12 protein-coding genes and 1 tRNA gene are annotated in these 12,683 nt (G+C 62.6%); 8 read left to right on the forward strand and 5 right to left on the reverse strand.

Features of this window, described 5'->3' with window-relative positions:
* Positions 1-42: 42 nt before the first annotated feature.
* Positions 43-549, forward strand: a complete 507-nt coding sequence (locus ACN0YL_RS09815; protein ID WP_417497856.1) for a MarR family winged helix-turn-helix transcriptional regulator — start codon at positions 43-45, stop codon at positions 547-549.
* On the opposite strand, the gene ACN0YL_RS09820 is transcribed toward ACN0YL_RS09815, so the two are convergent.
* The gene (locus ACN0YL_RS09820; RefSeq protein ID WP_417491281.1) at positions 509-1,042 is read right to left on the reverse strand and encodes a paraquat-inducible protein A; all 534 of its coding nucleotides are present in this window, start codon (positions 1,040-1,042) and stop codon (positions 509-511) included. The two genes, ACN0YL_RS09815 and ACN0YL_RS09820, sit on opposite strands and share 41 nt — an antisense overlap.
* A 182-nt stretch (positions 1,043-1,224) precedes the next feature.
* On the opposite strand from ACN0YL_RS09820, the gene ACN0YL_RS09825 reads away from it, so the two are divergent.
* The 3 genes from ACN0YL_RS09825 to ACN0YL_RS09835 all read left to right on the forward strand — a co-directional run bounded on the left by ACN0YL_RS09825 (position 1,225) and on the right by ACN0YL_RS09835 (position 5,611).
* Positions 1,225-1,734 carry a hypothetical protein gene (locus tag ACN0YL_RS09825; RefSeq protein WP_417491282.1) on the forward strand — a complete coding sequence of 170 codons (510 nt, stop codon included), beginning with the start codon at positions 1,225-1,227 and terminating at the stop codon, positions 1,732-1,734.
* Between the two features lie 29 nt (positions 1,735-1,763).
* Complete coding sequence (locus tag ACN0YL_RS09830; RefSeq protein ID WP_417497857.1) at positions 1,764-3,788, forward strand: TonB-dependent receptor plug domain-containing protein; 2,025 nt, start codon at positions 1,764-1,766, stop codon at positions 3,786-3,788.
* 122 nt (positions 3,789-3,910) lie between these two features.
* Positions 3,911-5,611, forward strand: coding sequence for a methyl-accepting chemotaxis protein (locus tag ACN0YL_RS09835; RefSeq protein ID WP_417497858.1), 1,701 nt, complete (start codon positions 3,911-3,913; stop codon positions 5,609-5,611).
* A 270-nt stretch (positions 5,612-5,881) separates the two neighbouring features.
* Here ACN0YL_RS09835 and ACN0YL_RS09840 read toward each other — a convergent pair.
* Positions 5,882-5,957, reverse strand: a tRNA-Lys gene (locus ACN0YL_RS09840).
* A gap of 189 nt (positions 5,958-6,146) precedes the next feature.
* Here ACN0YL_RS09840 and ACN0YL_RS09845 point away from each other — a divergent pair.
* Entirely contained in the window at positions 6,147-6,482 is a 336-nt protein-coding gene (locus ACN0YL_RS09845) for an Hpt domain-containing protein (protein ID WP_417491285.1), read from the forward strand.
* A 7-nt stretch (positions 6,483-6,489) separates the two neighbouring features.
* On the opposite strand, the gene ACN0YL_RS09850 is transcribed toward ACN0YL_RS09845, so the two are convergent.
* Entirely contained in the window at positions 6,490-6,816 is a 327-nt protein-coding gene (locus ACN0YL_RS09850) for a chorismate mutase (protein WP_417469976.1), read from the reverse strand.
* Between the two features lie 155 nt (positions 6,817-6,971).
* On the opposite strand from ACN0YL_RS09850, the gene ACN0YL_RS09855 reads away from it, so the two are divergent.
* The gene (locus ACN0YL_RS09855; RefSeq protein WP_417491286.1) at positions 6,972-7,595 is read left to right on the forward strand and encodes a glutathione S-transferase family protein; all 624 of its coding nucleotides are present in this window, start codon (positions 6,972-6,974) and stop codon (positions 7,593-7,595) included.
* A gap of 3 nt (positions 7,596-7,598) precedes the next feature.
* Positions 7,599-8,087, forward strand: a complete 489-nt coding sequence (locus tag ACN0YL_RS09860) for an NUDIX domain-containing protein (protein ID WP_417497859.1) — start codon at positions 7,599-7,601, stop codon at positions 8,085-8,087.
* On the opposite strand, the gene ACN0YL_RS09865 is transcribed toward ACN0YL_RS09860, so the two are convergent.
* Together ACN0YL_RS09865 and ACN0YL_RS09870 are read right to left on the reverse strand one after the other, a co-directional pair.
* Positions 8,088-9,263, reverse strand: a complete 1,176-nt coding sequence (locus tag ACN0YL_RS09865; protein WP_417497860.1) for a vWA domain-containing protein — start codon at positions 9,261-9,263, stop codon at positions 8,088-8,090. It abuts the gene before it with no gap.
* 106 nt (positions 9,264-9,369) lie between these two features.
* On the reverse strand, positions 9,370-11,781 hold the full coding sequence (locus ACN0YL_RS09870; protein WP_417497861.1) for a TonB-dependent receptor: 2,412 nt from the start codon (positions 11,779-11,781) through the stop codon (positions 9,370-9,372).
* A gap of 218 nt (positions 11,782-11,999) precedes the next feature.
* On the opposite strand from ACN0YL_RS09870, the gene ACN0YL_RS09875 reads away from it, so the two are divergent.
* Complete coding sequence (locus tag ACN0YL_RS09875; protein WP_417497862.1) at positions 12,000-12,674, forward strand: TetR/AcrR family transcriptional regulator; 675 nt, start codon at positions 12,000-12,002, stop codon at positions 12,672-12,674.
* Positions 12,675-12,683: the final 9 nt, after the last annotated feature.

The raw sequence follows: 12,683 nt of genomic DNA on the forward strand, positions 1-12,683 counted from the left end.
TTTGGCTTGCCGCTGCAACACGTTTGCGGCACCAGACCGATCATGAATGACGGCCCGACCCAGGACGAGACTGACGCTGCTCCCTTGCGGCTGGGCGATTACCTGCCCTACCGGCTGGCGATTGCGTCCAACCAGGTCTCGTCCATGGTGGCGCAGGCCTATCAGAGCCGGTTCGGGATCACGATCTGGGAATGGCGCGTGATCGCCATTCTTGGCGAGGGGCGACCGCTCACCGCCCAGGCCCTGTGTGACGTTACGGCGATGGACAAGGTCTCGGTCAGCCGCGCGGTGCGCGCCCTGGCCGATCGCGGCCTGATCAGCCGGTCACACAATGCCGCCGACCGCCGGTCGCGTCTGCTGGCTTTGACGTCCGGCGGGCAGGCGATCTATGCCGAGATTGCACCGGTGGCACTGGCCGCCGAGCGCGACCTGCTCGCAGGCCTGTCGCCGGGCGATGTCGCGCAGCTCGCCGATCTGCTCGACCGGCTGCGGGATCGCGCGCGTGAGCTCAAGTCGCGATCACCTGGATCGCCTCGCGCCGGGCGTTGAGCTGGCTGATGATGCGGCCGGAGGCGAGCATGGCCAGGATCGTGGCCGCTGCAAACAGATAGACGCCGGGCAGGGTCGAGGCCGCGAAGACGAGATTGTCGCGTACGCCGAAAATCACCAGCGCCAGCACCAGCACATCCGCCATTGACCATTTGCCCAGGCGTTCGAGCCAGCGCAGATTCCGGCCGCCGGCGTCCGGCGTACGGGAAAATTGCAGCCGCCACATCCAGACCAGCTTGAAGCCCGGAAACGCGACCGAGAAGCCCAGTACGGCGGCGGCGAGCAGGTATTCGCCGTCCTGCAGCAGGGCCCATCCAAAGCCGAGAATGGAGTGCTCGCCGCTCCACAGACCGAATGACGTGGTCTTCAGCGCCGGCAGGAGCAGGCCGAGAGGCAGGAGGATAGAGCCCAGGACCAGCAGCGCCGTCGTGGTCTGTCCGGCCCGCTGATCGGCAAGGGCGCCGCGCGCGATGTCTTCCCCGACTTTCCCCATGAGAGATTCATTGCCCCTAAAGCAGGCCAAGTAACGACAAGTCAAAAAGCGATTCTGCCAACGCGGTGCTTCAGGTAATAACGTATTACTCGCAATAAGGACATGGTTAAGAGTGGGAAACTAAAGAAACTGTCGACACGCAATCTCCCCCCGGGTGTCATCGTGAAAGGACAGGATTCCCAATGAAAAAACTCCTACTGACAGTCCTCGCGGGCGCGCTCCTGACGGCGCCGGCCATGGCTGAAACCACCCAGCGTGACCTCGAGGTTATCGGCCGCGCCCTGGGCTTTGTTGAGGGCGCAAGCGGCAGCAGCCGCGTTGTCGCAATTGTTTATGATCCCGGCAGCGAAGCCGAAGCCCAGGCCCTCGCCGCAACAATGGGTGGCGGCCTGTCCGCTGGCCGCGTCACGCTTACCCCCCGTCTCGTTGCCGCTTCCGATACCGCCAGTCTGGCCGGTGCCGACGCGGCCGTGCTGCTGGGCTCCGCTGCCGGCGATGCCGGTGTGTTTGCCGCCACCAGCGCCAATGGCGTGATGAGCGTTTCCACTGACATGAGCTGTGTTGAAGCCGGCCAATGCGTGATGGGCGTCCAGAGCGCACCGTCGGTGCGGATCGTCGTTAATGGCGGCGCGGCTTCGGCCTCATCGATCTCCTTCGCAGCGGCCTTCGCAATGATGGTTGAAGAAATCTAGGTGGGCAGAAGCCCGAACGAGGACATATCATGAAAACGACTACCCTTCTGACGACGATTTCCGCATTCGCGCTCTCGGCCGCTTTCAGCGCCGGCGTGTCTGCACAACAGCTCGACTACACCTCGATGAGCGAAATGTTCGGCGAGCCGGTTACGGCCGGCGCCACCGGTGCACCACAGCGCGCATCCGATGTTCCGGCGACGATGATCATCATCACCCAGGACGAGATCGCCCGTTTCCCGGAATACGACATTCCCGGCATCCTGCGCCATTATGGCGGCGTTGACGTCACCCGTTATGCCTTTGGCGACGGTCAGGTATCCGTTCGTGGGGCCGCGACGGGTTATACGCCGCGCCTTCTGGTTCTGGTCAATGGCCGTGAAGTCTATCTCGACAGCTATGGCTATACCGCCTGGTCGACCCTGCCGGTCCAGCTCGACGAGATCCAGCAGATCGAGGTCGTCAAGGGGCCGCAATCGGCGCTGTACGGCTTCAACGCCGTCGCCGGCGTGGTAAACATCATCACCCGCAATCCGATGCATGGCGACTACGCGACCATCCGCGCCAATACCGGCACCGATGAATACCAGGGCATCTCGCTCACCGGTGGCCGGCAGATCGGCGAAAACCTCGCCCTGCGGGTCAGCTACGGCGCCTCGGAAAGCAATGAGTTCGAGACGTTCACCGGCAATGCCAATGCGGGCATTCGCGCGGCAGGCGGCGCGATGTTCGAACGCGAAACCGGTGCTGTTGAAGCGCGTTACCGGATTTCGAACAAGGTCAGCCTGAGCGGCGAATACACATTCTCCAATGTGGAACACCTGGAGTTTGACTCGATCTATTATGGTGGTCGGTCCGTCTATGCGCTGAATTCCTATCAGGGCCAGCTTGAGGCCGATACGGACTGGGGCTTCATCACGGCTTCTGCCTTCCGCAATGAGTCCGAGATCGACTACAGCTTCGGACCGCTCACAAGCTCGATCAATACCTTCCGGCTGCAGGACCTGATCAGCGTCACGTCCAGCGATATCGTGCGTGTCTCCGTCGAATACCGCGATGCAACCGCCGCGTCCTTCCCCGACCCGTCGAATGGTGATTTCGGCTATACGACGACCTCTGTGGCCGCCATGTGGAGCCATGATTTCAACGCATCGCTCGACATGACACTCGCGGCCCGTTTCGACAGCGTCGCCTGGAGCCGTGAGGCTGAGCCAAACCCGGGTCTCTATCCTTACACGCGCGCCGATTATGACCGTTCGATCGAAGAGCTGAGCTATAATGCGGCCCTCGTCTGGCGCCCACAATCCGGCGGCGCTGTTCGCGCCACGGCTGCGCGCGGTGTTCAGGCGCCGACCATGTTCGACATGGGCTTCACCCTGCCAGTCGATATGGGGGGCGGCTTTACGGTGGCCCTGCTCGGCGACCCGTCGATCGAGCCCTCCATCGTGACCAATTACGAGCTCGCCTATGACCGTAGCCTGAGCCCGACGATCACGCTGCGGGCGGCGGTCTTCTACCAGGAAACCCAGGATGTGAAGGGCACATTTGGTGGGGCACCGGATCTGTTGCCGCCCAATGCACCGGTCGTGAGCTTCACCTTCGCCAACCGGGGCGACACGAATGTTGCCGGCGCTGAAGTGACCCTGGCCGGCCGGCCGGCGGGTGGCTGGGTCTGGGACGTCAACTATACCTACAAGACTGTTGAGGACGATCTGTCGGCATTCAGCTTCTATACGCCGCTGAATTTCGAAGCCGCGACGCCGAGCCATCTCGCCAATGCACACCTCGGCTGGACCAATGGACGCATCACCGTCGATGGCTATGCCAACTACGTGTCCGACATCGAAATGCCGGTGCAGGGCACTTTCGGTGCGATCAATCTCGTGCCAATCGACAGTCAGCTCGCGGTGTCGTTCCGCGGTGCCTACCAGGTCAATGACCACTTCACGGTCGCCCTGAACGCCCAGAACGCCAATTATGACGATCCGCAGGTGACCAACACGTTCGGCCAGAATGAAAGCCGCTTCTGGCTTTCCTTTGCCGCCGGCTTCTAACGCATGAACCGAGTAACGCCCCGGTGCACAAACACCGGGGCGTTAACTCTGACTTCAAAGATTTCAGCGGATCGTTCAAACAAGGCGATTCGCATTTGCGGACTGACCGGCAGGAGGGCCCGATGGCCAAGGGATCAAAACTGTTCAACCTCACGATCGCGCGGTCATTCGCCGTGGCGCCTGTTGCAGCCATCCTGGCGCTTGCCGCTGTGGCCGGTCTGGGAACATGGTCCCTGATGCAGGCATCAGCCAGCCAGGCCCGTGTGATTGAAGGCATGGAGGTCGGCGTTGAGCTGACGCGCATGCAGACGACGCTGGAAACCATCAATGCCGACGTCTTTCAGATCATCACCGCCCAGGCTGCCGGCCAGGGTGTCGATGTCATGGCGGCTTTCGAGCCGGTCGCCGAGAATATCAACGGCCTTTCGGCACAGGTCGAGACCCTGCGTCCCTTCGCGGACCAAACCGGTCGCGGCGAGACGATTGACCGCCTGACCGAACAATTGGCCCTTTACCGGGACGCCCTCGATTTCGTCGGTCAGATGCTGGAGCTCGATTTTGCCAGCTCGGTTGCCTTTCTCGAGCCCTTCGACGCGGTGTTCACCGATCTGAGCGGCGACCTCACCCAGCTTGCCGATACGGCGGCCAGTCTGTCACGCGCCGATGCCGAAGCGGCCGATGCCGCCGCCCGCACCGCGATCATGGTCTTTATCGGCCTCACCGTTCTGGTCGCAGCCGGCCTGATTTCCGTCGCGGCCTTCTTCGGGACGCGGATCTCCCATTCCGTGCGCTCGATCGCCGAAGCGACCGAGACCCTCGCCAATGGCGATTTCACCCTTGATATTGTCGCGCTGGAACGCACTGACGAGCTCGGCGCCGTGGTCGAGAGCCTGAAACGCTTCCGCGAAAGCGGCCTCAAGGCCGAAGAGCTTGAACAGGAGCAACGCTCCGCCTCGGCGGCCCAGGAACGCCGTGCGACCCAGATCAACAATCTGGCACAGGCTTTCGATGCCGAAGTCATGACGCTGCTGGGCGAGGTCACCGAGGCCTGTTCCTCGATGTCGGCCATCTCCGAACAGCTCTCCACCGCCGCCATCGAAGGGTCGTCCAAGAGCGGCATGATGGCCAAGTCGGCCGCTGAAGCGTCGAGCAATGTCGAATCCGTTGCGGCCGCGTCGGAGGAATTGTCGGCCTCGATCCAGGAAGTGACGCAGCAGATCCAGAATTCATCGACAATGGCAGCCCAGGCCGATGAGCGCTCCAAGGCGGTTCAGTCGGTCGTCGAAAATCTCGGCTCGGCGGCGCAGCAGATCGGCAATGTCGTCCAGCTGATCAATGATATTTCCGAACAGACCAATCTGCTGGCGCTGAACGCGACCATCGAGGCGGCGCGCGCGGGTGAAGCCGGCAAGGGCTTTGCCGTTGTGGCGTCGGAAGTGAAATCTCTCGCCGCCCAGACGGCCAGGGCCACCGGCGATATCCGCGGCCAGATCGAAGCGATCCAGGAGGCTGCGGCGTCCTCTTCAACCTCGATTGGCGATGTCACAAAAGCCGTCGCGGAAATCAGCCGCGCCTCGGCAGCGATTGCGGCGGCTTCCGAAGAGCAAAGCGCATCGACCCGCGAAATCTCCGGCTCGGTCGCCCACGCCGCCACCAGTGCGCGCAATGTCTCTGACAATGTCGATGCGGTGTCGCGTTCGGCCATGCAGACCGGCGAGGCTTCCCAGGAAGTGCTCAAATCGGTTCGCGCGGTTTCGGAGCGTGCCGACCGGCTCAACAAGACGGTCGAGACCTTCCTCAATGAGGTTCGCAAGGCGGGCTGATCCGCCTGTCATCGGAAGCAATCTGCAGAACACGGCGCCCGGACTGATCCAGTCCGGGCGCTTTTCTGTCGCCGGTCAACGTACAGCAGGCGACCGGCACCGCGCCGAAACGCCCGTCCGGGCCCGGGTGAGTTCTGCAGTAAGAAAAATCGGGGCGCCATAGAAGCGCCATTTCGCACCCGACGGGTTCGCAAGCGCGACCGCGCGCCGGCCGGTCAGGCCGCCCCTTCGGAGGCGTCCGCTACGCGGACTGCCGTGAGATCGAAAGATTGGTGCGCCCACTAGGATTCGAACCTAGGACCCGCTGATTAAGAGTCAGCTGCTCTACCAACTGAGCTATAGGCGCGCCGGGGTTGGAGGCGGCGGAACATACGCGAGAATTGGGACAAAGCAAGAGGTTGATCTCAGCGCTGCTCCGGCCCGGCCCTGTCATCGCCACCAGCGGCAAGCTCGTGTTTACCCTGGCCGCAGAAACCGTGGCGCCTGGCCAAGGCGTTAAGCGGGTTGTTAAGGACGTGCATGCGAGCGTGCGGCGATGAGATCTGCCCCTGCCCACACTGCGGCGCCTGTGTTCGATGCCGCCCATCTGGCCCGCTATACCGGCGGTGATGCTGCCTTGAAGGCGGAATTGCTGGCGCTGATGTGCGAGCAGGCCGAGCGCTGTATCGGCCTGATTGCCGCGGCACCGGATCGCCAGACCTGGATCTCGGCCCTGCACACGCTCAAGGGCGCGGCACGCGGCGTCGGTGCCTTTGCGCTGGGCGAGGCCTGCGAGGCGGCGGAGACGGCACCGCAAAGCGGCTGGCCGACGGCCGCCGAAGCCGTGGCCCTGGCCTTTGCCGAAACGCGGCGTCGTTTCGACGCCGGCTAATCCGCTGTCAGTCCTCGCGCGTGCGGTCCCAGACCTCGAATTCATAGGCAATCGACTGACGGACCAGTTCGCGCCAGACCGGCTCGGCAATCGCCGTGCTGAGACCGAGGCGCTTGGCTTCGGTCGTCACCTTGGTGATCACATCCTCGATGCGCCAGTCATCATGCACGACATCGCGCGACGGCTTGATGCGCGCGGCCGCTTCCATATACCGCGCCCGTTCGGCGATCAGCGTCACCAGTTCGCGGTCAATCGCGTCAACGCCCTCGCGGACCTGGGCCATGCTGGTGCACGCCTCCGGGGCGGTGCGTGTGGCAGCGATCACTGTCGTCATATCGGGTCAACCTGTTGCAGTCCTGACCCGCTTATAAGCGTCGCTGCGGCATCCCCCAAGAGGCGAGCTGTCACACCCGGCACGGCGGGCCGCATTGTCTGTTCGACCTGCCGGTCAGCCGCGCTATGGTGGTAGCGCAACAAGGGAGAGTCTGTATGACGCAGCCGGTCAGGATTTATGGCGATCGCCGCAGCGGCAATTGCCTGAAGGTGAAATGGACTGCGGACTATCTCGATATTCCCTATGAATGGCACGAAATCGATGTCGTGAAAGGCGAGACCCGGACCGATGATTTCCTCGCGATCAACCCCGCCGGCCAGGTGCCGTGCCTGGAGCGAGAAGACGGCCGGCTGCTGGCGCAGTCGAACGCGATCATTTTCCATCTTGCCGGTGGTTCGCCGCTGATACCCGTCGACAGTTTCGACAAGGCGAAAATGCTCGAATGGATGTTCTGGGAACAATACAGCCACGAGCCGGCGATTGCGGTGCGCCGCTTCCAGAAGGCATTCCTGAAACTGCCGGAGGATTCGATCGATCCGGCGCTGATGGCCAAGGGGCGCCGGGCGCTGGGGGTGATGGAAATGCGGTTATTGTCGCGTGACTTTATCGTTGGCGACTCGATGACGCTCGCCGATATCGCGCTGGTTGCCTACACACGACTGGCGGATGAGGGCGGTTTCGATCTCGATGAATTCCTCAATGTGCGCGGCTGGGTCGCCCGCATCGACCAGGAGCTCGGGCTCGATGTCGATGATGGCCGCGTCAACCCGATCGGTTAGGGCGTGGAGCTGACACAAACTTTTGAAGCGGTGCCGCAATTCGGCCTGTGCGAGGCCGGCGCGCCCTATATTGCACGCCCCTGCGCCTTCGGTATCGCGCTCGACGAACGGGCTCGCATCGCCGTTGTTCGCATTGCGCGCGAGACCTATGTCAATTGGGATCTGCCCGGCGGGATGATTGATCCCGGCGAGAGCGAGGGTCAGGCGCTGGCACGTGAGTTCTGCGAGGAGACCGGCTGGACGGTGCGCCCCGGTGCACTGGTGACGCGGGCCGAGCAATTCACCATCACCCGCACCGGCGAGCGCCGGCGCAATCGGTGCGGCTTTTTCCTGTGTACGCTGGACGCGATGACTGATGGCAAGATCGAGGACGATCACGAACTGGTCTGGCTCGACCCGCACGAGGCGCTGACGCGTCTGCGCCACGAGGCCGCCGCCTGGGCGGTGACGCAATGGCTGCGCATGGGACGGGTGTGTCACGGGCGGCGCTGATTAGCGGGCCAACTCCCTGATCGCCTCGTCGACACCTTCCAGTGTCAGCGGGAACATGCGCTGGGCGCCGATCAGATCCTGAACCAGCTTGGTCGAGTGGGAATATTCCCACCATTCCTCGGGCTGCGGGTTAAGCCAGATCAGGTTGGGCCAGGTCTCGACCAGCCGCTTGATCCAGACGGCGCCGGCCTCGTCATTCCAACCTTCCACCGAGCCGCCGGCATGGGTGATCTCATAGGGCGCCATGGCGGCATCACCGACGATGATCACTTTCCAGTCGTGCGGGTATTTGTGGATCAGATCCAGCGTCGGCACGGTCTCGGCGCGGCGGCGGAGGTTGGAACGCCAGACGCCCTCATAGGGGCAATTGTGGAAGTAGAAATATTCCAGGTTCTTGAAGGTCGAGCGTGAGGCCGAGAACAATTCCTCGCAAAGCTTCACGTAAGGGTCCATCGAGCCGCCGACATCGAACAGGGCCAGCACCTTGATCGCATTGCGCCGTTCCGGCCGCATCACGACATCAAGCCAGCCCTGGCGCGCTGTGGCATTGATCGTATTGTCGAGGTCGAGTTCCTCCTGGGCGCCGTCACGGGCGAATTTGCGCAGGCGGCGCAGCGCGACCTTCAGATTGCGGGTGCCCAGTTCGCGGTCGCCATCGAGATCCTTGTAGCGGCGCTGTTCCCACACCTTGGCGGCGCGATTATGCTTGCCCGGCCCGCCAATGCGTACGCCGGCCGGATTATAGCCGCCATGGCCGAAGGGCGAGGTGCCGCCGGTGCCGATCCATTTCGAGCCGCCCTCATGGCGTTTTTCCTGCTCCTCAAGCCGCTTCTTCAGCGTCTCCATCAATTCCTCGAAGGGCAGAGCCTCCATGGCCGCCATCTCTTCCTCGGTGAGCAGTTTCTGCATCATGGCCTTGAGCCAGTCGTCGGGGATCTCGTTTTCGCCGAACAGATCGCCGAGGGTCTCGACGCCCTTGAAGACGTGGGCGAAGACCTGGTCGAACTTGTCGAAGGCCTTCTCGTCCTTGACCAGTGCGGCGCGGCTGACGGCGTAGAAATGGCCGATATCCGGATCGATCGCGCCCTTGTCGAGGGCTTCGAGGAGCGTCAGATATTCCCGCGTCGTGACGGGGATCTTGGCGGCGCGCAGCTGGGTGAAGAAATGATGGAGCATGGCCGCAACCTAGCGGTCTTCCCGCCGCAGGAAAAGGCGGCCATCTGTCCAACGCAAAACGGCCCCGCCTGAAGGCGGGGCCGTCCTGCTACCCGGAAGACCGGCTCTAGAAATCGTAGCCGATCTCCACCCCCAGGACGCGTGGTGTCGAAATGGTCGCGAACGGCGTGCCGAGCGTGTCGGCGGTGATGTTGTTGACGCCCTCGACATACTGGCTGTCGAACACATTGTTGGCAAAGGCGCTGACCGTCAGATTGCCGTTTGGTGCCGCCCAACGCAGGCGCAGATCGGTGCGATTGCGTGCCTCGCCGGTGTCGAAGGCGGCATAGCCGCCGCAGGTGCCCTGCAGCACCGACTGGCTGTTGCAGCGGGTTTCGCCGCGATAGGCGTGATTGGCCTGCAGGGTGAGATCGCCATGGTCGCCCCAGTCGATCACATATTCCGCACCGACGGCGAGATTCCAGTAGGGCTCGCCCGTGGGCTCACCGGCCAGATCGGCGCCATTGCTGTCGACCCGGCGCTTGTGCGTGGAGTCGAGCCATTGCGCATTGCCGTAGAGCCGCAGCGCTTCGGACGCGCTCCAGTCGAGTTCGAGATCGACGCCGATGGCTTCATCATCGGAGGTCTGGACCAGGTATTGCGGAATGCCGCCGCCGGTTGGCACAACCAGGCGCACAGACTGCTTGCCTTCATACAGGTAGGAGAAGACCGACATGTTGAAGATCAGGTCGGGATTGATGAAGTCGGACTTGAAGCCGAATTCCCAGTTCGTGACCGTTTCGTTCTCGAAGCGCGAGCCGACCTCGACCGAGTTGAAGCCGCCGGCCTTGTAGCCCTCGCTGAACGAGCCATAGACCATGATATTGTCGGTCAGCTGATAATCGAGCACGACGCGCGGGCTCAGATTGCTCCAGCTGTCCTGCTGGATGCAGGCGACATTCTCCGCGACATTGACCCCATTGTCACAGGCGACACCGGCAAGCGGCGCGAGGTCGAACACGAAGTCGAACTGGAAGTCGGCCGGCGAGGCACCGGCGAGGCCGAGAATGCCGGCACCGTCCAGCGCGGCCAGGGTCTGGTCGAGACTGTCGGCCTGGCGGCTACCATTGATCCACTGGAAGCTCTTCTCGTCTTCGGTATAGCGCAGGCCGACCGAGAGATTCATCCGGTCCGTCACCGACCAGATCATGTCGGCATAGATGGCGCTGGCGGTGAATTCGCCGTGATTATACATATTCTCCGACCAGGAATGGCCGAGCATGGTGTAGGACAGGCCGAACGGCACCAGCAGGCCATATTCCAGATCGGTGAAGGGCGTGCCGGCACCGAGATTGCCGAGTACGGTATTGACCGTATCGGTATAGGTGTGGGTCTCGGAGACTTGGTCGGCGGTCTCGTCATAATAGCTTGCACCGATCAGCCAATCGACCGGGCCGGACGTGCCGGCGAGGCGGAACTCTTGGTAGAAAGCCTCATTTTCCTCGACATTGCTGGTGTCGAAATAGGTGTCGATCCGTTTCGTGCCGTCCTCGTCCTCGCGATTCATCGTCGAAAATTCACGATAAGAGGTCAGCGAGGTCAGGGTCACGGCGCCGATGTCCTGATGGATGGTCAGGGTCGTTTCAGCCAGGTCGCGCGACTCGCGATTGATGGCGACATCATTGCGGATCGGTGCGTTGAACGGGTCGAGATAGGTGCTGGAATCAACCGGCAGGGCGGGCGTGGCCGGATAGGCGGGCAGGTCGACAATGCCGATCGCCGGACGCGCATCCTGGCTGATATTGTCGCGGCTGTGGCGAAGCAGGATCTCGGTCGACGGGGTCGCATTCCAGCGCACCGTGATCCGGTCGGCCGAGCCGTTTTCGCGCCGGTAGTCCTCGCCCGTGACGGCATCGGTGAGCCAGCCATCGGCCTTGTTGCTCAGGAAGTTGGCCCGGACCGCCAGGTTGTCGGTGATCGGGATATTGATCATGCCCTCGGTGCGGACGCGGTTATGACTGCCCAGTCGCAGCGCCAACCGGCCCTCGAGTTCATCGCTGGGCGCGCGGGTGACGATCGAGACCGCCCCGGCGGCGGAATTGCGTCCGAACAGCGTGCCTTGCGGTCCCTTCAGCACTTCGATGCGCTCGATATCATTGAAGGCGAGCAGGGAGGCACCGGAGCGGGCGGCATAGATGCCGTCAACATAGATGCCGACCGCGGGATCAGTGCCGACGCCGAAATCGCTCGTGGTGATGCCGCGGATCGAATAGCGCGGCTGGGTCGGGCTGCCATTGGAGACGTCGAGGCCGGGAACGAAAGCGTCGAGATCGCCCATGTCATCGGCCGCAACCGAATCGATGAACTCACTGTCGAGCACCTGGAGCGAAATCGGCACATCCTGCGAGGACTGGGCGCGTTGCTGCGCCGTGACGGTGATGACGTCCTGGGCCATGGCGGGTGCTGCCAGGATGCAGGCAACTGTTGTCGCCAGCGCGAAGCGCAGGCCAGGCCGGCGTGTCGGTGTCTTGAAATTCATTTTCTCCCCCTGGGCCTGTGGCCCGTTCCGGTCCGAGCATCCCGATTTGTGCGCCGCCGACCGTCTTGCCGCATGGAATATTGGGCTTGCTTGCCGTATAAGCGAAACAGAATTTTTTTCAGGTATGCAAGCGTCCAGCTGGCTGGCAGGTGCGTTGGTGGTCGCCTGACGTAAATTGGTCACACTTGCCTGTGCGCCGTGATGTGCGATTTTGCAAAATGAAATCAACGAGGCTGACCGTGAACGAGCGTGCCCCTACAGAGATGGTCGACCTGGAGCGGCGAGCGGCCCCGCAGCAAAAGCGCTCGCAGGCCCGGATCGCGCAGATCGTCGCGGCGACCAAGCGTCTGCTGGAACGCGATGAAATTGATTCCATCACCACCACCACTGTCGCCGCCGAGGCCAGCGTGCCGGTCAGTTCGGTCTATCGCTATTTCCCGAATATCTATTCGATCCACCGTACAATTCTGGAAGAGTTCAAGATCGAGACCGACAGGATCGTCTCAAGAATCCTGGAAGATCCCGAAGAGCAGGACTGGGAGGCGAGCCTCTCCAGCATGATCTTCGGATTGCGCGAACTGGTCGCCAATAACCCGTCCTACGGTGCCGTTTTCCGTCTCACGCTGATGACGCATGAATTGCGTGCGGTCCGGCAAGCTTGGAATCTGCGTCTTGCCGGTGTGCTCGCGACTCGGTGGCGCGGGGGGCTCGACGGCTTTCATGGCGGCAATCCGGAGATTGTCGCGCGCATGGCCGTCGAAATCTATTGTTCCGCCGAAATCCTGATCTTCGAGGCACGGGACAATCCGGAGGAGGGCGAGGCCTATTTCACAGAGGCGCTGATGGCGTTGCAGCGCTATCTCGCTCCCTACCTCGCCCCACAGACTGACTGAACCCGCGTC

Source organism: Maricaulis sp., from assembly GCF_048269565.1.
In the GTDB taxonomy this organism is placed as follows: Bacteria; Pseudomonadota; Alphaproteobacteria; order Caulobacterales; family Maricaulaceae; genus Maricaulis.